Source organism: Streptomyces sp. GESEQ-4, from assembly GCF_017948455.1.
In the GTDB taxonomy this organism is placed as follows: Bacteria; Actinomycetota; Actinomycetes; order Streptomycetales; family Streptomycetaceae; genus Streptomyces.
This window is the reverse complement of the sequence record NZ_JAFFSU010000025.1, coordinates 30,994-52,615: the sequence shown is the minus strand read 5'-3', so window position 1 is coordinate 52,615 and position 21,622 is coordinate 30,994. Positions and strand designations below refer to the sequence as shown.

19 protein-coding genes are annotated in these 21,622 nt (G+C 70.6%); 17 read left to right on the top strand and 2 right to left on the bottom strand.

From position 1 onward, the window contains the following. Entirely contained in the window at positions 1 to 438 is a 438-nt protein-coding gene (gene nusB / locus KCH48_RS33780; RefSeq protein ID WP_210580377.1) for a transcription antitermination factor NusB, read from the top strand. Positions 439 to 616: 178 nt separating this feature from the next. Here the strand turns inward: nusB and bldD are convergent, their stop codons facing one another. Then, positions 617 to 1,120, bottom strand: coding sequence for a transcriptional regulator BldD (bldD, locus tag KCH48_RS33775; RefSeq protein WP_004002691.1), 504 nt, complete (start codon positions 1,118 to 1,120; stop codon positions 617 to 619). Positions 1,121 to 1,372: 252 nt separating this feature from the next. Between bldD and pyrR the strand changes: the two genes are divergently transcribed. The 14 genes from pyrR to KCH48_RS33705 all read left to right on the top strand — a co-directional run bounded on the left by pyrR (position 1,373) and on the right by KCH48_RS33705 (position 17,913). After that, positions 1,373 to 1,954, top strand: a complete 582-nt coding sequence (gene pyrR / locus KCH48_RS33770) for a bifunctional pyr operon transcriptional regulator/uracil phosphoribosyltransferase PyrR (RefSeq protein WP_210580374.1) — start codon at positions 1,373 to 1,375, stop codon at positions 1,952 to 1,954. Positions 1,955 to 2,044: 90 nt separating this feature from the next. After that, positions 2,045 to 3,022, top strand: coding sequence for an aspartate carbamoyltransferase catalytic subunit (locus KCH48_RS33765; RefSeq protein ID WP_210580373.1), 978 nt, complete (start codon positions 2,045 to 2,047; stop codon positions 3,020 to 3,022). A 5-nt stretch (positions 3,023 to 3,027) separates the two neighbouring features. After that, the gene (locus tag KCH48_RS33760) at positions 3,028 to 4,314 is read left to right on the top strand and encodes a dihydroorotase (protein ID WP_210580371.1); all 1,287 of its coding nucleotides are present in this window, start codon (positions 3,028 to 3,030) and stop codon (positions 4,312 to 4,314) included. Then, positions 4,311 to 4,886: a hypothetical protein gene (locus tag KCH48_RS33755; protein ID WP_210580369.1), complete on the top strand. Its 576-nt coding sequence runs from the start codon at positions 4,311 to 4,313 to the stop codon at positions 4,884 to 4,886. Before KCH48_RS33760 ends, KCH48_RS33755 begins: the two co-directional genes overlap by 4 nt. Then, positions 4,883 to 6,055, top strand: coding sequence for a glutamine-hydrolyzing carbamoyl-phosphate synthase small subunit (gene carA / locus KCH48_RS33750; protein ID WP_210580367.1), 1,173 nt, complete (start codon positions 4,883 to 4,885; stop codon positions 6,053 to 6,055). The genes KCH48_RS33755 and carA overlap by 4 nt, the downstream gene beginning before the upstream one ends. After that, positions 6,048 to 9,356, top strand: a complete 3,309-nt coding sequence (gene carB, locus KCH48_RS33745; protein ID WP_210580365.1) for a carbamoyl-phosphate synthase large subunit — start codon at positions 6,048 to 6,050, stop codon at positions 9,354 to 9,356. Before carA ends, carB begins: the two co-directional genes overlap by 8 nt. A gap of 54 nt (positions 9,357 to 9,410) precedes the next feature. After that, positions 9,411 to 10,517 carry a quinone-dependent dihydroorotate dehydrogenase gene (locus KCH48_RS33740; protein WP_210580354.1) on the top strand — a complete coding sequence of 369 codons (1,107 nt, stop codon included), beginning with the start codon at positions 9,411 to 9,413 and terminating at the stop codon, positions 10,515 to 10,517. Then, positions 10,514 to 11,356 (top strand): orotidine-5'-phosphate decarboxylase, encoded by an 843-nt coding sequence (gene pyrF, locus KCH48_RS33735; RefSeq protein ID WP_210580352.1) that lies wholly within the window; start codon positions 10,514 to 10,516, stop codon positions 11,354 to 11,356. Before KCH48_RS33740 ends, pyrF begins: the two co-directional genes overlap by 4 nt. A 278-nt stretch (positions 11,357 to 11,634) precedes the next feature. Next, on the top strand, positions 11,635 to 11,958 hold the full coding sequence (locus KCH48_RS33730) for an integration host factor (RefSeq protein WP_003977346.1): 324 nt from the start codon (positions 11,635 to 11,637) through the stop codon (positions 11,956 to 11,958). A 57-nt stretch (positions 11,959 to 12,015) separates the two neighbouring features. Then, positions 12,016 to 12,573, top strand: coding sequence for a guanylate kinase (gmk, locus tag KCH48_RS33725; RefSeq protein WP_210580350.1), 558 nt, complete (start codon positions 12,016 to 12,018; stop codon positions 12,571 to 12,573). Between the two features lie 38 nt (positions 12,574 to 12,611). Next, entirely contained in the window at positions 12,612 to 12,884 is a 273-nt protein-coding gene (gene rpoZ, locus KCH48_RS33720; protein ID WP_003982715.1) for a DNA-directed RNA polymerase subunit omega, read from the top strand. A 102-nt stretch (positions 12,885 to 12,986) separates the two neighbouring features. Then, complete coding sequence (gene coaBC / locus KCH48_RS33715; protein ID WP_210580347.1) at positions 12,987 to 14,189, top strand: bifunctional phosphopantothenoylcysteine decarboxylase/phosphopantothenate--cysteine ligase CoaBC; 1,203 nt, start codon at positions 12,987 to 12,989, stop codon at positions 14,187 to 14,189. A 239-nt stretch (positions 14,190 to 14,428) separates the two neighbouring features. Next, the gene (metK, locus tag KCH48_RS33710) at positions 14,429 to 15,637 is read left to right on the top strand and encodes a methionine adenosyltransferase (RefSeq protein WP_210580339.1); all 1,209 of its coding nucleotides are present in this window, start codon (positions 14,429 to 14,431) and stop codon (positions 15,635 to 15,637) included. A 125-nt stretch (positions 15,638 to 15,762) separates the two neighbouring features. Continuing rightward, on the top strand, positions 15,763 to 17,913 hold the full coding sequence (locus KCH48_RS33705; RefSeq protein ID WP_210580337.1) for a primosomal protein N': 2,151 nt from the start codon (positions 15,763 to 15,765) through the stop codon (positions 17,911 to 17,913). A 214-nt stretch (positions 17,914 to 18,127) separates the two neighbouring features. Here KCH48_RS33705 and KCH48_RS33700 read toward each other — a convergent pair whose 3' ends face one another. Beyond that, complete coding sequence (locus KCH48_RS33700) at positions 18,128 to 18,670, bottom strand: hypothetical protein (protein ID WP_210580335.1); 543 nt, start codon at positions 18,668 to 18,670, stop codon at positions 18,128 to 18,130. A gap of 369 nt (positions 18,671 to 19,039) precedes the next feature. Between KCH48_RS33700 and fmt the strand changes: the two genes are divergently transcribed. Together fmt and KCH48_RS33690 are read left to right on the top strand one after the other, a co-directional pair. Further along, positions 19,040 to 19,972 carry a methionyl-tRNA formyltransferase gene (gene fmt, locus KCH48_RS33695; RefSeq protein WP_210580333.1) on the top strand — a complete coding sequence of 311 codons (933 nt, stop codon included), beginning with the start codon at positions 19,040 to 19,042 and terminating at the stop codon, positions 19,970 to 19,972. A 76-nt stretch (positions 19,973 to 20,048) separates the two neighbouring features. Next, positions 20,049 to 21,458: an RsmB/NOP family class I SAM-dependent RNA methyltransferase gene (locus KCH48_RS33690; protein ID WP_210580331.1), complete on the top strand. Its 1,410-nt coding sequence runs from the start codon at positions 20,049 to 20,051 to the stop codon at positions 21,456 to 21,458. Positions 21,459 to 21,622 lie beyond the last annotated feature (164 nt).

Sequence of the window (21,622 nt, the reverse complement as noted above, 5' to 3'; positions counted from 1 at the left end):
TTGGCTGCCCGCAACACGGCCCGCAAGCGCGCCTTCCAGATCCTCTTCGAGGGCGACCAGCGCGGCGCCGACGTCCTCACGGTCCTCGCCGACTGGATCCGGCTCTCCCGGGACGACACCCGGCAGCCGCCGGTGAGCGAGTACACGATGCAGCTGGTCGAGGGCTATGCGCAGCGCGCGAAGCGGATCGACGAGCTGATCGCGCAGTACTCGGTCGGCTGGACCCTCGACCGGATGCCGGTCGTGGACCGCAACATCCTGCGCCTCGGTGCGTACGAGCTGATCTGGGTCGACGAGACCCCGGACGCCGTCGTGCTCGACGAGATGGTGCAGCTGGCGAAGGAGTTCTCCACGGACGAGTCGCCCTCGTTCGTCAACGGCCTGCTCGGCCGTCTGAAGGACCTCAAGCCGTCGCTGCGCCGGGACGACAAGGCATAAAGCGACAAGGCGACAAGAGGTACGGATGTGCCGGAGGGCCCGCAGCGAGACCGCTGCGGGCCCTCCGGCATCCGGGCCCACGGGAGCGTCGGCAGGGGCGCAGAAAGCCGCCGGGGTGGCCGGAACCATGGAGTTCCGGCCACCCCGGCGGCACGTTTCTGCTGAAGCGGCCCCGCGCTCAGCTCTCCTCGGCGTGGGAGACCGCGCGGCGCGCGTCCGCGTCCAGGACGCCCCAGCTGATCAGCTGCTCGGTCAGGACCGAGGGCGACTGGTCGTAGATGACGGCGAGTGTGCGCAGGTCGTCCTGGCGGATCGAGAGCACCTTGCCGTTGTAATCACCGCGCTGCGACTGGATCGTGGCCGCATACCGCTGCAGGGGACCCGCCTTCTCGGCCGGCACATGGGCCAGCCGCTCCAGGTCCAGGACCAGCTTCGGCGGCGGCTCGGCGGCACCGCCCGGCGTGGTGCCCGGCAGCAGCTCCTGCACCGGAACGCCGTAGAAATCCGCCAGCTCGGCAAGGCGCTGTACGGTCACGGCACGGTCGCCGCGCTCGTACGATCCGACCACCACCGCCTTCCAGCGTCCCTGGGACTTCTCCTCGACACCGTGGAGGGAAAGGCCCTGCTGGGTGCGGATGGCCCGGAGCTTGGCCCCGAGCTGTTTGGCGTATTCGCTGGACATATAGCTCCCCGGCACTGTGTCGACGCAGCTGGTGTGGTTCCAGGCCGCGCGGCTGGTAACTCACTGTGAGGTTACGCAGCGTGACTCTTCTGCGTCAAGCCGAATGGTCCACACCGACTCTTCCGTGGTATCAGCATCCGATTACGCCAAGGGGGTGATCAGGGCAGTCGTCCCGGCCTGCTACCGTGGATGGCGCAATTCCGGCGTCCTTTAAGGTCCGTCCCGTGAGGCGGAGAAGGAGCTCCGTTTCATATGGACAAGCAGCAGAACATCCAGCAGGACCCAGAGCGGTCCGAGGCCCGGCCCGTTCTCGAAGGCCCTGACATCGCGCGGGTGTTGACCCGCATCGCCCACGAGATCGTCGAGCGCGCCAAGGGTGCCGACGACGTGGTGCTCCTCGGTATCCCCACCCGAGGCGTCTTCCTCGCCCAGCGGCTCGGCCGCAAGCTCGAGGAGATCACCGATCGCAAGATCCCGGTCGGTTCGCTCGACATCACCATGTACCGCGACGACCTGCGCATGCATCCGCCGCGTGCGCTGGCCCGTACGGACATCCCCGGTGACGGCGTCGACGGCCGCCTCGTCGTCCTCGTCGACGACGTGCTCTTCTCCGGCCGCACCATCCGCGCCGCGCTCGACGCGCTGAACGACATCGGCCGTCCGCGCGCCGTGCAGCTCGCGGTCCTCGTCGACCGCGGCCACCGTGAACTGCCCATCCGCGCCGACTATGTCGGCAAGAACCTCCCCACGTCGTTGCGGGAGACGGTCAAGGTCCAGCTCGCCGAGGAGGACGGTCGCGACACCGTGCTGCTCGGTGTGAAGCCGACCCAGTAGCAAGCACCCGGCGTGCGCCCCGGTATGCCCCGGCGCAAGCCTGCTTGCCCAGAATCTCCCAAAACTGAACTGCCTTACGGAGCCTGAAAGATGCAGCGTCATCTCATCTCGGCCGCCGACCTCACCCGCGACGACGCCGTCCAGATCCTCGACACCGCCGAGGAGATGGCCCGGGTCGCCGACCGGCCGATCAAGAAACTGCCGACCTTGCGCGGCCGTACCGTCGTCAACCTCTTCTTCGAGGACTCGACGCGGACCCGGATCTCCTTCGAAGCGGCGGAGAAGCGCCTGTCCGCCGATGTCATCAACTTCTCGGCCAAGGGGTCCTCGGTGTCGAAGGGCGAGTCCCTGAAGGACACCGCCCAGACCCTCGAGGCCATGGGGGTCGACGCCGTCGTCATCCGGCACGGCGCCTCCGGAGCGCCGTACACCCTGGCCAACTCCGGCTGGATCGACGCCGCCGTCATCAATGCCGGCGACGGCACCCACCAGCACCCCACGCAGGCCCTGTTGGACGCCTTCACCATGCGGCGGCGCCTGGTCGGGCGGGACGCCGGGATAGGGCAGGACCTCGAGGGCAAGCGCATCACGATCGTCGGCGACATCCTGCACAGCCGCGTCGCCCGCTCCAACGTCGATCTGCTGCACACCCTCGGCGCGGACGTCACGCTCGTCGCCCCGCCCACCCTGGTGCCGGTCGGCATCGAGACCTGGCCGTGCGAGGTGGCGTACGACCTGGACAGCACGTTGCCCAAGTCCGACGCGGTGATGATGCTGCGCGTCCAGCGCGAGCGGATGAACGCCGCCTTCTTCCCGACCGAGCGCGAGTACTCGCGGCGCTACGGCCTCGACGGCGACCGGATGGCGAAGATGCCCGAGCACTCCATCGTGATGCACCCCGGGCCGATGGTCCGCGGCATGGAGATCACCGCCGAGGTCGCCGACTCCGAGCGCTGCACCGCCATCGAGCAGGTCGCAAACGGAGTCTCCATCCGGATGGCCGTCCTGTACCTGCTGCTGGGCGGCAGCGAGCCGGCCGTCAGCCACCCCCGTACCGAGGAGAAGTAAGACAGATGAGCAAGATCCTGATCCGTGGTGCGAAGGTGCTCGGCGGGGAGCCGCAGGACGTCCTGATCGAGGGCGCGCAGATCGCGGCCGTGGGCACCGGTCTGCCGGACGAGGGCGCCCAGGTCGTCGAGGCGGGCGGCAAGGTGCTGCTGCCGGGCCTCGTCGATCTGCACACCCATCTGCGCGAGCCGGGGCGCGAGGACTCCGAGACCGTGCTGACCGGTACCCGCGCGGCGGCGAGCGGTGGCTACACGGCCGTGTTCGCCATGGCCAACACCTTCCCGGTCGCCGACACCGCCGGTGTCGTCGAGCAGGTGTACCGGCTCGGCCAGGAGCACGGCTACTGCGATGTGCAGCCCATCGGCGCCGTCACCGTCGGCCTGGACGGCAAGAAACTGGCCGAGCTGGGCGCCATGCACGAGTCGGCGGCCGGGGTCACCGTCTTCTCCGACGACGGCAAGTGCGTCGACGACGCCGTGATCATGCGCCGTGCGCTGGAGTACGTGAAGGCCTTCGGCGGCGTCGTCGCCCAGCACGCGCAGGAGCCGCGGCTGACCGAGGGCGCCCAGATGAACGAGGGCGTCGTCTCCGCCGAGCTGGGTCTGGGCGGCTGGCCGGCGGTGGCCGAAGAATCGATCATCGCCCGGGATGTCCTGCTCGCCGAGCACGTCGGCTCCCGCGTCCACATCTGCCATCTGTCGACCGCCGGGTCCGTCGAGATCATCCGCTGGGCCAAGTCCCGCGGCATCGACGTCACCGCCGAGGTCACCCCGCACCACCTCCTCCTCACCGACGAGCTGGTCCGGACGTACAACCCGGTCTACAAGGTCAACCCGCCGCTGCGCACCGAGCGCGATGTGCTCGCCCTGCGCGAGGCGCTCGCCGACGGCACGATCGACATCGTCGCCACCGACCACGCCCCGCACCCGCACGAGGACAAGGACTGCGAGTGGGCCGCGGCCGCCATGGGCATGGTCGGCCTGGAGACCGCGTTGTCAGTGGTCCAGGAGACGATGGTGGACACCGGGCTCCTCACCTGGGCCGGGGTAGCCGACCGCATGTCCTTCAAGCCCGCCCGGATCGGGCAGGCGGGCGGGCACGGCCGCCCCGTCTCGGCTGGTGAGCCCGCCAACCTCACGCTCGTCGACACGGCATACCGTGGGTCCGTGGACCCCAAGGGCTTCGCCTCGCGCAGCCGCAACACTCCGTACCAGGGGCGTGAGCTGCCGGGCCGTGTGACGCACACGTGGCTCCGGGGCAAGGCCACGCTCGTCGACGGGAAGCTCACGTGACACCTCTGCATCTGACGCACCTGGCCGCCGATCAGAAGTCGGCGGAGGTGACCGACTGGGCGGCCCGCATCGGCTGGCTCGTCGGCCTCGCTCTCTTCGTCGCGCTCATCTACTGGCTGATGCGCGAGGGCTGGAAGTGGCGCGGCACGCTCCAGGGCGACCTGCCCGAGCTGCCCAGCGCGCCGGACGAGCCCGGTGCGGCGAGACTGACGATGAGCGGCCGCTACCACGGCTCCACCACCGCCGGGCAGTGGCTCGACCGCATCGTGGCGCACGGCCTGGGCACCCGCAGTCGGGTCGAGCTCACGCTGACGGACGAAGGACTGGACGTCGTACGCCCCGGCGCGACCGACTTCTTCGTCCCCCGGGCGTCCCTGCGTGAGGCGCGGCTCGACAAGGGCATCGCCGGCAAGGTGCTCACCGAGGGCGGACTGCTCGTGGTGACCTGGGCGCACGGAGAGCGGCTGATCGACTCCGGGATCCGCTCCGACACGGCCGCCGAGCACAACGAGTGGGTCGACGTCATTAACTCCATGATCAACACCAACAGCACGGAAGGCGCCGAACGATGACGACCTCCATCCAGGGAACCGCCTCGAAGAGGCACAAGGCGGTTCCCGCCGTCCTCGTCCTGGAGGACGGCCGGACGTTCCGAGGCCGTGCCTACGGGGCCGTGGGGGTCACCTTCGGCGAGGCCGTGTTCTCCACCGGCATGACCGGCTACCAGGAGACCCTCACCGACCCGTCGTACCACCGCCAGGTCGTGGTGATGACCGCCCCGCACGTCGGCAACACCGGCGTCAACGACGAGGACCCCGAGAGCAAGCAGATCTGGGTCGCGGGCTATGTCGTACGCGACCCCGCGCGCGTGCCCTCCAACTGGCGCTCCCGGCGCTCGCTGGACGACGAGCTGCGCGATCAGGGCGTCGTCGGCATCTCCGGCATCGACACGCGCGCGTTGACGCGTCATCTGCGTGAGCGCGGCGCCATGCGCGTCGGCATCTTCTCCGGCAACGCGCTGCCCGACGAGGGCACCATGCTCGCCGAGGTGCGCCAGGCCCCCGAGATGAAGGGGGCGAACCTCTCGGCCGAGGTCGCCACCAAGGAGGCGTACGTCGTCCCCGCGATCGGTGAGAAGAAGTTCACCGTCGCCGCCGTGGACCTCGGCATCAAGGGCATGACCCCGCACCGGATGGCCGAGCGCGGCATCGAGGTGCATGTGCTGCCCGCGACGGCGACGGCCGAGGACGTGTTCGCCGTCGAGCCGGACGGCGTGTTCTTCTCCAACGGCCCCGGTGACCCGGCCACGGCTGACCACCCGGTCTCCGTCATGCAGGCCGTGCTCGAGCGCGGCATCCCGCTGTTCGGCATCTGCTTCGGCAACCAGATCCTGGGGCGCGCGCTCGGCTTCGGCACGTACAAGCTGAAGTACGGCCACCGTGGCATCAACCAGCCGGTGCAGGACCGTACGACCGGCAAGGTCGAGGTCACCGCGCACAACCACGGCTTCGCCGTCGACGCGCCGCTCGACAAGGTGTCCGACACCCCCTACGGCCGCGCCGAGGTCTCCCACGTGTGCCTCAACGACAACGTGGTGGAGGGGCTGCAGCTCCTCGACCGGCCGGCCTTCAGCGTCCAGTACCACCCCGAAGCGGCAGCGGGCCCGCATGACGCCGCCTACCTGTTCGACCGCTTCACGTCTTTGATGGACACAGTCCTGATGGAGGGCCAGCGTGCCTAAGCGCACCGATATCCAGTCCGTCCTGGTCATCGGCTCCGGCCCGATCGTCATCGGCCAGGCCGCCGAGTTCGACTACTCCGGCACGCAGGCGTGCCGGGTGCTCAAGGCCGAAGGCCTGCGTGTCATCCTCGTCAACTCCAACCCCGCGACGATCATGACCGACCCGGAGATCGCCGACGCTACCTACGTCGAGCCGATCACCCCGGAGTTCGTCGAGAAGATCATCGCCAAGGAGCAGCCGGACGCCCTGCTGCCCACCCTGGGCGGCCAGACGGCGCTCAACACGGCGATCTCGCTGCACGAGAACGGCGTACTGGCGAAGTACGGCGTCGAGCTGATCGGCGCCAACGTCGAAGCGATCCACAAGGGCGAGGACCGCGACCAGTTCAAGGTGGTCGTCGAAGCCGTCCGCGCCAAGATCGGCCACGGCGAGTCCGCCCGCTCGGTCATCTGCCACTCCATGGACGACGTCCTGGGGGGCGTCGAGACCCTCGGCGGCTACCCGGTCGTCGTGCGCCCGTCCTTCACCATGGGCGGCGCCGGCTCCGGCTTCGCGCACGACGAGGAGGAACTGCGCCGCATCGCCGGCCAGGGCCTCACCCTGTCTCCCACCACCGAGGTGCTCCTGGAGGAGTCCATCCTGGGCTGGAAGGAGTACGAGCTGGAGCTGATGCGGGACAAGCACGACAACGTCGTGGTCGTGTGCTCCATCGAGAACTTCGACCCCATGGGTGTGCACACCGGAGACTCGATCACCGTCGCGCCCGCGATGACGCTGACCGACCGCGAGTACCAGACCCTCCGGGACATCGGCATCGCCGTCATCCGCGAGGTCGGCGTGGACACCGGCGGCTGCAACATCCAGTTCGCGGTGAACCCCGAGGACGGCCGGGTCATCGTCATCGAGATGAACCCGCGCGTGTCGCGTTCCTCGGCCCTCGCCTCCAAGGCGACCGGCTTCCCGATCGCCAAGATCGCCGCGAAGCTCGCCGTCGGCTACACGCTCGACGAGATCCCGAACGACATCACGCAGGAGACCCCGGCCTCCTTCGAGCCGACCCTCGACTACGTGGTCGTCAAGGCCCCGCGGTTCGCCTTCGAGAAGTTCCCGCAGGCCGACTCCACGCTGACCACCACCATGAAGTCGGTCGGCGAGGCCATGGCCATCGGCCGCAACTTCACCGAGGCCTTCCAGAAGGCGCTGCGCTCGCTGGAGAAGAAGGGCAGCCAGTTTACGTTCGTCGGTGAGCCCGGCGCCAAGGGCGAGCTGCTGCGCGAGGCCGTACGGCCCACGGACGGCCGTATCAACGCCGTCATGCAGGCCATCCGCGCGGGCGCCACGCCCGAGGAGGTCTTCGAGTACACGAAGATCGACCCGTGGTTCGTCGACCAGCTCTTCCTCATCAAGGAGATCGCCGACGAACTCGCCGCGGCGCCGGAGCTGACCCCGGACCTGCTCGCCGAGGCCAAGCGGCACGGCTTCTCCGACCAGCAGATCGGCGAGATCCGCGGCCTGCGCGAGGACGTCGTCCGCGAGGTGAGGCACGCCCTCGGCATCCGCCCCGTCTACAAGACGGTCGACACCTGCGCCGCCGAGTTCGCCGCGAAGACGCCGTACTTCTATTCCTGCTACGACGAGGAGACGGAGGTCGCTTCGCGCGAGAAGCCGGCCGTCATCATCCTGGGCTCCGGTCCCAACCGCATCGGCCAGGGCATCGAGTTCGACTACTCCTGCGTCCACGCCTCCTTCGCGCTGAGCGACGCCGGGTACGAGACCGTGATGGTCAACTGCAACCCTGAGACGGTCTCCACGGACTACGACACCTCCGACCGCCTGTACTTCGAGCCGCTGACGCTGGAAGACGTGCTGGAGATCGTCCACGCGGAGTCCCTCGCCGGGCCGATCGCCGGTGTCGTCGTCCAACTGGGCGGCCAGACGCCGCTGGGCCTGGCGCAGGCGCTCAAGGACAACGGCGTACCGGTCGTCGGCACGCCGCCGGAGGCCATCCACGCCGCCGAGGACCGCGGCGCCTTCGGCCGTGTCCTCAAGGAGGCCGGTCTCCCGGCGCCCAAGCACGGCACCGCCACCACCTTCGCCGAGGCCAAGGCCATCGCCGACGAGATCGGCTACCCGGTCCTGGTCAGGCCGTCGTATGTGCTCGGCGGGCGCGGCATGGAGATCGTGTACGACGAGACCCGGCTGTCCGCTTACATCGCCGAGTCGACCGAGATCAGCCCCACCCGGCCGGTGCTGGTCGACCGCTTCCTCGACGACGCCATCGAGATCGACGTCGACGCGCTCTACGACGGCCAGGAGCTCTACCTCGGCGGCGTGATGGAACACATCGAGGAAGCCGGCATCCACTCCGGCGACTCGGCGTGCGCGCTGCCCCCGATCACGCTCGGCGGCTTCGACATCAAGCGGCTGCGCGCGTCGACGGAGGCCATCGCGAAGGGCGTCGGCGTCCGCGGCCTGATCAACATCCAGTTCGCGATGGCGGGCGACATCCTGTACGTCCTCGAAGCCAACCCGCGTGCCTCGCGCACCGTGCCCTTCACCTCGAAGGCGACCGCGGTGCCGCTGGCGAAGGCCGCGGCCCGGATCTCGCTGGGCGCGACCATCGCCGAACTCCGCGCGGAGGGCCTGCTTCCGGCGACCGGCGACGGCGGTGAACTCCCGCTCGACGCGCCGATCTCCGTCAAGGAAGCGGTCATGCCGTGGTCGCGCTTCCGTGACATCCACGGACGGGGCGTCGACACGGTCCTCGGCCCGGAGATGCGCTCCACCGGCGAGGTCATGGGCATCGACTCCGTCTTCGGCACGGCGTACGCCAAGTCGCAGGCGGGCGCCTACGGTCCGCTGCCGACGAAGGGCCGCGCCTTCATCTCCGTCGCCAACCGCGACAAGCGCTCGATGATCTTCCCGGCGCGGGAACTCGTCGCCCACGGCTTCGAGTTGCTCGCCACGTCCGGCACGGCCGAGGTCCTCAAGCGCAACGGCATCCACGCCACCGTCGTCCGCAAGCAGTCCGAGGGCACCGGGCCGAACGGCGAGCGGACCATCGTCCAGCTCATCCACGACGGCGAGGTCGACCTCATCGTCAACACCCCGTACGGCACCGGCGGCCGCCTCGACGGCTACGACATCCGCACGGCGGCCGTGGCGCGGTCCGTGCCGTGCCTGACGACGGTTCAGGCGCTCGCCGCCGCCGTCCAGGGCATCGACGCCCTCAACCACGGTGATGTGGGCGTGCGTTCGCTCCAGGAACATGCGCGGTTCATGACCGCGGCCCGCGACTAGCAGCCCTGAGGGGGACATCGGAAACGGTGTCCCCCTCTTCGTGAGGACACAGTGATGTACAAGCTTTTCTTCCGTCTGGCGTTCCAGCGGATGGACCCGGAGCAGGCCCACCATCTGGCGTTCCGCTGGATCCGCCTCGCCGTCCGCATCCCGGTGCTGCGCACGTTCGTTGCGGCCGTGCTCGCGCCCCGCTACAAGGAGCTGCGCACCGAGGCGTTCGGGCTGCGTATGCACGGCCCCTTCGGGCTCGCCGCCGGCTTCGACAAGAACGCGATCGCCATCGACGGCATGTCGATGCTGGGCTTCGACCATGTCGAGATCGGCACGGTCACCGGGGAGGCGCAGCCGGGCAATCCGAAGAAGCGGCTGTTCCGGCTGGTGCCGGACCGGGCGCTGATCAACCGCATGGGCTTCAACAACGAGGGCTCACTGGTCGTCGCCGCCCGGCTGGCCTCCCGTACGCCGGTCTTCAAGACCGTCGTGGGCGTCAACATCGGCAAGACCAAGGTCGTCCCGGAGGAAGAGGCGGCCGGGGACTATGTGAAGTCGACGGAGCGCCTCGCGCCGTACGCCGACTACCTGGTCGTGAACGTCTCCTCGCCGAACACGCCCGGCCTGCGCAATCTGCAGGCCGTGGATCACCTGCGTCCCCTCTTGAGCGCCGTCCGTGAGGCCGCCGACCGTACGGTCACCGACCGCCGTGTCCCGCTGCTGGTGAAGATCGCGCCGGACCTCGCCGACGAGGACGTCGACGCGGTCGCCGACCTGGCCGTCGAGCTCGGTCTGGACGGGATCATCGCCACGAACACCACCATCGCGCGCGGGGGCCTCGGTTTGACATCCGAACCCTCGCTGATCGAGGAGACCGGCGGACTCTCCGGCGCCCCCCTCAAGGCGCGCTCCCTGGAGGTGCTGCGCCGCCTCTACGCGCGCGTGGGGGATCGGATCACCCTGGTGGGCGTCGGCGGCATCGAGGACGCCGAGGACGCCTGGCAGCGCATCCTCGCCGGCGCCACCCTCGTCCAGGGCTACAGCGCCTTCATTTACGAGGGCCCCTTCTACGCCCGCGCCATTCACAAGGGCCTCGCCGCCCGCCTGAGGACCAGCCCGTACGCCACCCTCGCCGACGCGGTCGGCGCCGACGTAAGGAAGGCCGCATGAGCCAGGAACCCTTCGGTGCCCGCCTGCGCCGCGCCATGGACGAGCGCGGCCCGCTGTGCGTCGGCATCGACCCGCACGCCTCCCTGCTCAGTGAGTGGGGCCTGAACGACGACATCGCGGGCCTGGAGCGGTTCAGCCACACGGTCGTCGAGGCGCTGGCCGACCGGATCGCGGTCCTCAAGCCGCAGAGCGCGTTCTTCGAGCGTTTCGGATCGCGCGGTGTCGCCGTCCTGGAGAAGACGGTCGCACAGGCCCGCGCCGCAGGTGCGCTCGTCGTGATGGACGCCAAGCGCGGCGACATCGGCTCGACCATGGCCGCGTACGCCGAGTCCTTCCTCCGGAAGGACTCCCCGCTCTTCTCGGACGCGCTGACCGTCTCGCCGTATCTGGGCTACGGCTCGCTCAGCCCGGCCGTCGCGCTGGCCCGGGAGAGCGGCACGGGCCTGTTCGTGCTGGCGCTCACCTCGAACCCCGAGGGCCGCGAGGTCCAGCACGCCGTCCGCGCCGACGGGCGGACCGTCGGAGCGACGATGCTGGCGCACCTGGCCGCCGAGAACGCGGGGGAGGAGCCGCTGGGCTCCTTCGGGGCGGTCGTCGGCGCCACACTCGGCGATCTGTCGTCGTACGACCTCGACATCAACGGTCCGCTCCTCGCACCCGGGATCGGCGCCCAAGGGGCCACCCCGGCCGACCTTCCCGGGGTCTTCGGCGCCGCGGTGCGCAATGTCGTGCCGAACGTCAGCCGGGGAGTGCTGCGGCACGGGCCCGACGCCGGCGCGCTGCGGGGTGCCGCCGAGCGGTTCGCGGAGGAGATCCGGGCGGCCGTGACCACCGCTTGAGGCGTTCGAAACGGGTCGCACCAGTCCTCCGATGAGTGGCTCGGGACCGACTTGAGCCTGAATACATTCTCAAATCCGGGGCAATATGTCGCAAATGTCCGTCTCCAGGGAGGCTGACCAGGACTTTTCCGCTGTTCTCGCTGACTCTGGCGGACTTGGCCGCTAGTCTCCGAGCAGAGTGAACGGGCAAGCGTGTTGCTCGTGGCTCCCCAGGTGTGGGGCGACTAGGTTCCTCACCGGTCCGTATCCGACAGTTCAACATCCGAGGTGACGTAGGCGTGGCTCTTCCGCCCCTTACCCCTGAACAGCGCGCAGCCGCGCTCGAAAAGGCCGCCGCGGCTCGCCGGGAGCGGGCCGAGGTCAAGAATCGACTCAAGCACTCCGGCGCCTCCCTTCACGAGGTCATCAAGCAGGGCCAGGAGAACGACGTCATCGGCAAGATGAAGGTCTCCGCCCTCCTCGAGTCCCTGCCGGGCGTGGGCAAGGTCCGCGCCAAGCAGATCATGGAGCGACTCGGCATCTCCGAGAGCCGTCGTGTGCGCGGCCTCGGCTCGAACCAGATCGCTTCCCTGGAGCGTGAGTTCGGCAGCACCGGCTCCTGAGCCCGTCATGCGGGCAGGGAGTCCCGGGCATGCCGGGATAGCTGGAATAATCGCTGCATGAGTGAACGTCCGCGGCTGACCGTGCTCTCCGGCCCCTCCGGGGTCGGCAAGAGCACGGTCGTCGCCCATATGCGCAAGGAACACCCCGAGGTCTGGCTCTCGGTGTCGGCGACGACCCGTAAGCCCCGCCCCGGCGAGCGGCATGGGGTCCACTACTTCTTCGTCACCGACGAGGAGATGGACAAGCTGATCGCCAATGGCGAGCTGCTGGAGTGGGCGGAATTCGCCGGCAACCGCTACGGCACACCCCGCAGGGCCGTGCTGGAGCGCCTGGAGGCGGGTGAGCCCGTCCTTCTGGAGATCGACCTCCAGGGTGCCCGGCAGGTCCGCGAGTCCATGCCGGAGGCCCAGCTGGTGTTCCTGGCTCCTCCCTCCTGGGAGGAGCTGGTACGCAGACTCACCGGACGCGGTACCGAGCCGCCCGAGGTGATCGAGCGGCGTCTGGACGCCGCGAGGGTCGAGCTGGAGGCCGAGCCGGAGTTCGATGTGACCTTGGTCAACACCTCCGTCGAGGACGTGGCGCGCGAGCTGCTAGCCTTGGTGGACGTTGTGTGATCGTTTTCGATCTCATCCCATCTGTCGGAAGGTAGAGCGTGTCCTCTTCCATCACCGCGCCCGAGGGCATCATCAACCCGCCGATCGACGAGTTGCTTGAGGCCACTGACTCGAAGTACAGCCTGGTGATCTACGCGGCCAAGCGTGCCCGCCAGATCAACGCGTACTACTCGCAGCTCGGCGAGGGTCTCCTTGAGTACGTCGGTCCGCTCGTCGACACCCACGTCCACGAGAAGCCGCTCTCGATCGCCCTGCGTGAGATCAACGCGGGTCTGCTGACGTCCGAGGCCGTTGAGGGTCCGGCGCAGTAGTATTTACAGCTTGCAGCTGACTTTTCCACAGGCCCGGCAGCGCGACTGCCGGGCCTGTGGTGTGTAGTGGAGTCGTACGTTTGCCGAGTCCGGGGAGAGACGGTGGACAAGCCCAAGGTCGTTCTGGGGGTCAGCGGAGGCATCGCCGCGTACAAGGCCTGTGAGCTGCTGCGCAGGCTCACTGAGACCGGCCATGACGTGCGAGTCGTGCCGACCGCCTCCGCCCTGCACTTCGTCGGTGCCGCCACCTGGTCCGCGCTCTCCGGCCACCCGGTCGCGACGGAGGTCTGGGACGACGTCCACGAGGTCCCGCACGTCCGTATCGGCCAACACGCCGATCTGGTGGTCGTCGCCCCGGCGACCGCCGACATGCTCGCGAAGGCGGCCCACGGCCTCGCCGACGACCTGCTCACCAACACTCTCCTCACCGCCCGCTGTCCGGTCGTCTTCGCCCCTGCCATGCACACGGAGATGTGGGAGCACCCGGCCACCCAGGAGAACGTGGCGACGCTGCGCCGCCGCGGTGCGGTCGTCATCGAACCGGCCGTGGGCCGCCTCACCGGCGTCGACACCGGCAAGGGCCGGCTCCCCGATCCGGCCGAGATCTTCGAGGTCTGCCGTCGCGTCCTGGCCCGGGGAGTGACGGAACCCGACCTGGCCGGCCGGTACGTCGTCGTCAGTGCGGGGGGCACCCGCGAGCCCCTCGACCCGGTCCGCTTCCTCGGTAACCGCTCCTCCGGCAAGCAGGGCTACGCCCTCGCCCGCACCGCCGCGGCGCGCGGCGCCCGTGTGACGCTGATCTCCGCGAACGCGGCCCTGCCCGACCCGGCGGGTGTGGATGTCGTGCCGGTCGGGACGGCCGTACAGCTGCGTGAGGCGGTGCTGAAGGCGGCCGCGGACGCCGACGCGGTCGTCATGGCCGCCGCGGTCGCCGACTTCCGCCCGGCGACCTACGCGGCCGGAAAGATCAAAAAGAGAGACGGCCAGGACCCGGACCCCATCGTGCTGGTACGGAATCCGGACATCCTCGCGGAGATATCGGCCGACCGCGCCCGCCCCGGACAGGTGATCGTCGGCTTCGCCGCCGAGACGGACGACGTCCTGGCCAACGGACGCAAGAAGCTGGCACGCAAGGGCTGCGACCTGCTGGTGGTGAACGAGGTGGGGGAGCGCAAGACGTTCGGCGCCGAGGAGAACGAGGCGGTGGTGCTGGGCGCCGACGGCACCGAGACCCCCGTCCCGCACGGCCCGAAGGAAGCCCTGGCCGAAACAGTGTGGGACCTGGTGGCCCAGCGGCTGCTGTGAACGTTTCATTCGTTTCACGGCTCTCCCACGCCTCGGACATAGAGGCGTGGCACCCCTGGCCAAGGTCACCGTGGATTAGGCAGAATGCCCGTGCCGCAGGTCACCGTGCTCCCGAGTGGCGAGACAGGAAGACCGACGGCCGAGCCGACCGATAAACTGTTCTCGGACGGAGCCGGGCGCAGCCCCCGAGCCCGTCCGACCATGATCAGCCAGCAGCCGCTGCAACCCCAGGGAGCGTTGTGTCCCGTCGCCTGTTCACCTCGGAGTCTGTGACCGAGGGCCACCCCGACAAGATCGCTGACCAGATCAGCGACACCATTCTCGACGCGCTTCTGCGCGAGGACCCGACGTCCCGGGTCGCCGTCGAGACGCTGATCACGACCGGCCAGGTGCATGTGGCCGGCGAGGTCACCACCAAGACGTACGCGGACATCGCGACGCTTGTCCGCAACAAGGTCCTCGAGATCGGCTACGACTCCTCGAAGAAGGGCTTCGACGGCGCCTCCTGCGGTGTGTCGGTGTCCATCGGCGCGCAGTCCCCGGACATCGCGCAGGGCGTCGACACGGCGTACGAGAACCGCGTCGAGGGCGACGAGGACGAGCTGGACAAGCAGGGCGCGGGCGACCAGGGCCTGATGTTCGGCTACGCGACGGACGAGACGCCGACGCTGATGCCGCTGCCGATCTTCCTGGCGCACCGTCTGTCGAAGCGCCTGTCCGAGGTCCGCAAGAACGGCACCATCCCGTACCTGCGCCCCGACGGCAAGACCCAGGTCACCATCGAGTACGACGGCGACAAGGCCGTCCGCCTCGACACGGTCGTGGTCTCCTCGCAGCACGCGAGCGACATCGACCTGGAGTCCCTGCTCGCCCCCGACATCCGCGAGTTCGTCGTGGAGGCGGAGCTGAAGGCGCTCCTGGACGAGGGCATCAAGCTCGACACCGAGAACTACCGCCTGCTGGTCAACCCCACCGGCCGCTTCGAGATCGGCGGCCCGATGGGCGACGCCGGCCTCACCGGCCGCAAGATCATCATCGACACGTACGGCGGCATGGCCCGCCACGGCGGCGGCGCGTTCTCCGGCAAGGACCCGTCCAAGGTGGACCGTTCGGCCGCGTACGCGATGCGCTGGGTCGCCAAGAACGTCGTGGCCGCGGGCCTCGCCACGCGCTGCGAGGTCCAGGTCGCCTACGCGATCGGCAAGGCCGAGCCGGTCGGTCTCTTCGTCGAGACCTTCGGCACCGCCAAGATCGACCACGAGAAGATCGAGAAGGCGATCGACGAGGTCTTCGACCTCCGTCCGGCCGCCATCATCCGCGACCTCGACCTCCTCCGCCCGATCTACTCCCAGACCGCCGCGTACGGCCACTTCGGCCGTGAGCTCCCCGAGTTCACCTGGGAGCGCACGGACCGCGTGGACGCACTGCGGCAGGCGGCGGGGCTGTAGGGCTGTAGGTCCCACGGCTTTCTGCGAGGCCCGGTGCCCTTGGGGGCGCCGGGCCTCGGTGCGTTCCGGCGGCCCCCGGGGCTCGGACGCCGCTGGTTGTCAGTGGCGTTTGGCAGAATGCAAGGGTGAGCAGCGAGAACGGGCAGGGGGAGGGCGGCGCGGAGGGTGCGCCGCCTGAGCAGCTCGCGCTCATTCGGGAGAGTGTGCGTCAGGCGAAGGCGCCGCGGGCCAAGCCGCGGACGTGGCGGGGGGCCGCGCTCGCGAAGGAGCTGCCTGTCGCGCGGGTGCTGGTGGACAAGGGGGTGCTGCATCTTGATCGGTACTTCGACTACGCGGTGCCCGAGGAGCTCGACGCCGAGGCGCAGCCCGGGGTGCGGGTGCGGGTGCGGTTCGGGGCCGGGCGGCATCGGGTGCGGGACGGGCGGCGTGAGGGCGGCGGGCTGATCGACGGGTTCCTTGTCGAGCGGCGGGCCGAGTCCGACTATGCGGGGCCGTTGGCCGCGCTGGCCCAAGTGGTGTCGCCCGAGCCCGTGTTGAGCGAGGAACTGCTCGGATTGGCTCGCGCGGTCGCCGATCGGTACGCCGGGAGTCTCGCCGATGTGTTGCAGCTCGCGGTGCCGCCACGCAGCGCGCGGGCCGAGCAACGGCCGTCGCCCGAGCCGTTGTCCGCGCCCGGGGTGCCGGATGCGGGGTCATGGGCGCGGTACGAGCGAGGGGGCGCGTTTCTTGAGGCGCTGGCCTCCGGGGGTGCGCCGCGTGCTGTGTGGAACGCGCTGCCCGGTGCCGATGCGTGGAGCGAGGAGCTGGCCCGGGCCGTTGCGGCGACGCTCGCCTCCGGACGCGGGGCGCTGGTCGTGTTGCCGGACGGACGGGCCGTTGCGCGGGTCGATGCCGCGTTGACGACGCTGCTGGGGGAGGGGCGGCATGCGGTGCTCACCGCCGATGCCGGGCCCGAGAAGCGGTATCGGGAGTGGCTGGCGGTGCGGCGGGGGTCCGTGCGAGCCGTAGTGGGGACGCGGGCTGCGATGTTCGCACCGGTGCGGGATCTCGGGCTCGTCGCCATCTGGGACGACGGCGACGACAGCCACAGCGAGCTGCATGCGCCGCAGCCGCATGCGCGTGAGGTGCTGCTGCTCCGGGCGGCCCAGGACAAGTGCGCCTTTCTGCTGGGCAGTTGGAGCTGCACGGTGGAGGCCGCGCAGCTCGTGGAGAGCGGATGGGCGAGGCCACTGGTGGCGGCACGCGAGCAGGTGCGGGGCGCCGCGCCGCTCGTACGGACCGTGGGGGACGGGGATCTCGCGCGGGACGAGGCCGCGCGGGCGGCACGGCTGCCGAGCCTTGCCTGGCAGGTCGCCAGGGATGCCTTGCGCACCGGGCCGGTGCTCGTGCAGGTGCCGCGGCGGGGGTACGTACCGCGGATGGCCTGCGCGCAGTGCCGGGCGCCGGCGCGGTGCCGGCATTGCGTCGGGCCGATGGAGGGGCAGGACGCCGGGGCGTTGCGGTGCGGTTGGTGCGGGCGCGAGGAGGCTGCCTGGCACTGTCCGGAGTGCGGGTCGTTCCGGCTGCGGGCGCAGGTCGTGGGGGCGCGGCGGACCGCGGAGGAACTGGGGCGTGCCTTCCCGGCCGTTCCGGTACGCACGTCGGGGCGTGAGCATGTGCTGGACACCGTGCCGGGGGCTCCGGCGCTGGTCGTGAGTACGCCGGGGGCCGAGCCGGTTGCCGAAGGCGGATACGCGGCCGCTCTGCTGCTGGACGGCTGGGCCATGCTCGGACGGCCCGATCTGCGCGCCGGCGAGGACGCGTTGCGGCGGTGGATCGCCGCGTCCGCGCTCGTACGGCCGCAGGGGGACGGCGGCACCGTGGTGGTCGTCGCCGAACCCACGTTGCGGCCCGTGCAGGCGCTGGTGCGGTGGGATCCTGTCGGCCATGCGGTACGGGAGCTCGGTGAGCGCGCCGAGCTGGGGTTCCCGCCGGTGTCGCGGATGGCTGCCGTGACCGGGCCGGGGGAGGCGGTCGCGGAGTTCCTGGAGGCGGTGGAACTGCCGCGGGAAGCCCAGGTGTTGGGGCCCGTGCCGGTGCCGGTCACCGCCGCGGGGGGACCGCGGCGCGTGGGGGCGCCGCCGCCCGGGGAGCACTGGGACCGGGCCTTGATCCGGGTGCCGCCGGGGCGGGGGGCTGCGCTGGCCGCCGCGTTGAAGGCCGCGCAGGCTGCGCGGATGGCCAAGGGGGGCGGGGAGGCGGTTCGGGTTCGGGTTGATCCGCCGGACATTGGGTGAGGGGCGACTCCGGCGGGGGCAGGGCAGCGACCGCGACTTGGGCGGGGGCATTCTCTGCGGGCCGGTGGGGGCTGGTCGCGCCCACGAGGTGGAGCCGCACATTGATACAGCCCCGCGCCCCTTCGGGGCGCTGCCGAACCGTAGCCGACTTCACTCGGGCCGCCGCATGCTTCTGCCCTCCCGGTTCCGTTCCGGGAGGGCAGTGCGGGTGTCGTCAGCCGTTGCGCGGGCCCGGGAAGGCCGTCGGCCTGGCCTCGTCGCGGAGGGCCGGGCTGCCTGCCGTCGGCTGGGTCGGCATGGAGCGGGCGGCGGGGACCGTCGGCATCGTGGGGAAGCCGGTGTTGACGTTGACCGTGCGGGCGCTCTTCGGCTCCGCGGGGTGCTCGGCCTCGGTGGCCGTCTGCGTCGCGGCACGGCGTGATCCGTAACGGCGGTGGACGGCCTGCTTGGTGACGCCGAGTGCGGAGCCCACCGCGTCCCAGGAGAAGCCGAGTGAGCGGTCGAAATCCACGGCGGCCGTGACCAGGGTCTCGACACTGTCGCGCAGTTCTTGCGCGAGGCGGACCGTCGGGGCGGGGGCGCGTCCGTAGACGACGAAGCCCGTGGACGGGCCGGAGCGGCGCGGGCGGTAGACGTTGCCCAACTGGGCGGTGAGGGTGCGCAGTGCGTCCACCTGCCGGCGGACCCGCTCGATGTCCCGCACCAGCAAGTGCAGGCTGGCCCGAGCCTGGGCGTCGTGGGTTGCGTGGTCGGCCATGAACAAGCCTCTCGAACCGGCGTTGAAAAGGATCGGGCCGCGCGATGTGCGGCCCGTTGTGGTCAACTCTTTCTTGACCAACGCGGATTCGCTCCGCGGGTCACGCAGAGGGGGCGTATGGGCATATGCGTGCGCCCTTGTCACTCGGGCGTGCGCTGGCGCTCCGCTGGAAGCGCGGTGTGTCGGCTGCGGGTCCGTCGTGGCTGGTCGCGCAGTTCCCCGCGCCCCTTCGGGGCGCTGCCAGACCCGCTCAGCGCTCGACAGGCGGCAGCAGCACACCGCTGCCGGTCCGGAGGCCATGCCCCGCCTGCCCCCCATAGACTGGTGCGTCGCCCGTCCAACCCCCGCCCGAGAGGCCCGTACCCACCCATGAAGCTCGTCTTCGCCGGCACCCCCGAGGTCGCCGTTCCCGCACTGGACGCTCTGATCGCCTCCGGGCGGCACGAGGTGGCCGCTGTCGTCACGCGGCCCGATGCGCCGGCCGGGCGGGGACGCAGGCTGGTCGCGAGTCCGGTCGCCGAGCGGGCGGTGGAGGCCGGACTCGAGGTGCTGAAGCCTGCCAAGCCGCGGGACCCCGCCTTCCTGGAGCGGCTCGAGGAGATCGGGCCGGACTGCTGTCCGGTCGTGGCGTACGGCGCCCTGCTGCCCCGTGTGGCCCTCGACGTCCCCGCCCACGGCTGGGTCAATCTGCACTTCTCGCTGCTGCCCGCCTGGCGGGGAGCGGCACCCGTGCAGCACGCCATCATGGCCGGCGACGAGATCACGGGCGCCTCGACCTTCCTCATCGAAGAGGGGCTCGACTCCGGGCCCGTCTACGGCACCGTGACCGAGACGATCCGGCCCACCGACACCAGCGGCGACCTGCTCACCCGGCTCGCCTTCGCCGGCGCCGGGCTGCTCGCCGCGACCATGGACGGCATCGAGGACGGCACCCTGAAGGCCGTACCGCAGCCGGCCGAAGGCATCACCTTGGCCCCGAAGATCACCGTCGAGGACGCCCGCGTCGACTGGTCGGCGCCCGCACTGCGAGTCGACCGCGTCGTCCGCGGATGCACGCCGGCCCCCGGCGCCTGGACCACCTTCCACGGTGAGCGGCTCAAGCTCATCCAGGTCGCCACCCTGCCCGACCGCGACGAGCTCGCCCCAGGTGTCCTCTCCGTCGGCAAGAACCATGTGTACGTCGGTACGGGCTCGTACGCCGTCGAGCTGCTCTGGGTCCAGGCCCAGGGCAAGAAGCCAATGCGGGCGGCCGACTGGGCGCGTGGCGTGCGGGACGCGGACGGCGAGACGCTGGGCGTGTGACGCGGCGGTCCCCGGCAGCGACGTACGCTGGGGCACATCTCTCCCCCTTTCATCTTTCATCCGGAGCACCTTTTACGTGAGTGAGCAGTCCCGCCGGCCCCGCAAGCCCTACCGTCGGCCCAAGAAGGATCCCGTCCGCTTCCTCGCCTTCGAGGCGCTCAGGGCGGTGGACGAGCGAGACGCGTACGCCAACCTCGTCCTGCCGCCGCTGCTCAGGAAGGCGCGGGAGAAGGGCGACTTCGACGGGCGGGACGCCGCGCTCGCGACCGAGCTGGTGTACGGGACGCTGCGGCGGCAGGGGACGTACGACGCCGTCATCGCCGCCTGTGTGGACCGGCCCCTGCGTGAGGTCGACCCGCCCGTGCTCGATGTGCTGAGCCTCGGCGTGCATCAGCTGCTCGGGACGCGGATCCCCACGCACGCCGCGGTGTCCGCCTCCGTCGAGCTGGCCCGGGTCGTGCTCGGCGACGGGCGGGCCAAGTTCGTCAACGCCGTCCTCAGGAAGGTTGCCCAGGACGACCTCGACGGGTGGCTCGCCAAGGTCGCTCCGCCCTACGACGACGATCCCGAGGAGCATCTCGCCGTCGTCCACTCCCACCCCCGCTGGGTCGTCTCCGCGCTGTGGGACTCCCTCGGCGGCGGCCGCGCCGGGATCGAGGAGCTGCTGGAGGCCGACAACGAGCGGCCCGAGGTCACCCTGGTCGCCCGGCCCGGGCGGGCCACCGCCGAGGAACTGCTCGGCGAGGAGGCCGCGGTGGCGGGGCGCTGGTCACCGTACGCCGTACGGCTCACCGAGGGCGGAGAGCCCGGTGCGATCGAGGCCGTGCGGGAGGGGCGGGCCGGTGTGCAGGACGAGGGCAGTCAGCTCGTCGCGCTCGCTCTGGCCAACGCGCCCATCGACGGCTCCGACGAGAAGTGGCTCGACGGGTGTGCCGGGCCCGGCGGCAAGGCCGCGCTGCTTGCGGCCCTCGCCGCCGAGCGGGGCGCGATGCTCGTCGCCTCCGAGAAGCAGCCGCACCGGGCGGCGCTGGTCGCGAAGGCGCTCCAGGGGAACCCCGGTCCGTATCAGGTCATCGCCGGCGACGGGACCCGGCCGCCGTGGCTGCCCGGCTCCTTCGACCGGGTGCTGATGGACGTGCCGTGCACCGGGCTGGGGGCGCTGCGGCGGCGGCCCGAGGCGCGCTGGCGGCGGCGGCCCGACGATCTCGAGGGGTTCGCTCCGCTGCAGCGCGCCCTGCTGCGCACCGCGCTCGAGTCGGTGCGGGTCGGCGGAGTCGTCGGCTACGCCACCTGCTCGCCGCACCTCGCCGAGACCCGGGCCGTCGTCGACGACGTGCTCAAGCACGATCCGCACGCCGAACTCCTCGACGCCCGCCCGATGCTGCCGGGCGTACCGGACCTCGGCGACGGTCCCGACGTACAACTGTGGCCGCACCGGCACGGGACGGACGCGATGTATCTGGCACTCATCCGCCGGACTGGGTGACGCTCTTCGCGTGTAGGCGCTCAAAATGAGTGACCAATTCGCCGTCGTAGCCGCGTGAGGAGGCCGGGACTGTCGCGGCGGCCCGCACCGACTGCGCGTCGGTGATCCCCGCCGCGGGCTCGGCCTCACGGCCCTCGCGTTCACGGACCGTCCCGCGCAGCCGG

Coding starts and splice junctions, on each gene's coding strand:
- bldD (WP_004002691.1), bottom strand. CDS start 1,120: ATGTCCAGCGAATACGCCAAACAGCTCGGGGCCAAGCTCCGGGCCATC.
- pyrR (WP_210580374.1), top strand. CDS start 1,373: ATGGACAAGCAGCAGAACATCCAGCAGGACCCAGAGCGGTCCGAGGCC.
- KCH48_RS33765 (WP_210580373.1), top strand. CDS start 2,045: ATGCAGCGTCATCTCATCTCGGCCGCCGACCTCACCCGCGACGACGCC.
- KCH48_RS33760 (WP_210580371.1), top strand. CDS start 3,028: ATGAGCAAGATCCTGATCCGTGGTGCGAAGGTGCTCGGCGGGGAGCCG.
- carA (WP_210580367.1), top strand. CDS start 4,883: ATGACGACCTCCATCCAGGGAACCGCCTCGAAGAGGCACAAGGCGGTT.
- KCH48_RS33740 (WP_210580354.1), top strand. CDS start 9,411: ATGTACAAGCTTTTCTTCCGTCTGGCGTTCCAGCGGATGGACCCGGAG.
- pyrF (WP_210580352.1), top strand. CDS start 10,514: ATGAGCCAGGAACCCTTCGGTGCCCGCCTGCGCCGCGCCATGGACGAG.
- gmk (WP_210580350.1), top strand. CDS start 12,016: ATGAGTGAACGTCCGCGGCTGACCGTGCTCTCCGGCCCCTCCGGGGTC.
- KCH48_RS33700 (WP_210580335.1), bottom strand. CDS start 18,670: ATGGCCGACCACGCAACCCACGACGCCCAGGCTCGGGCCAGCCTGCAC.
- fmt (WP_210580333.1), top strand. CDS start 19,040: ATGAAGCTCGTCTTCGCCGGCACCCCCGAGGTCGCCGTTCCCGCACTG.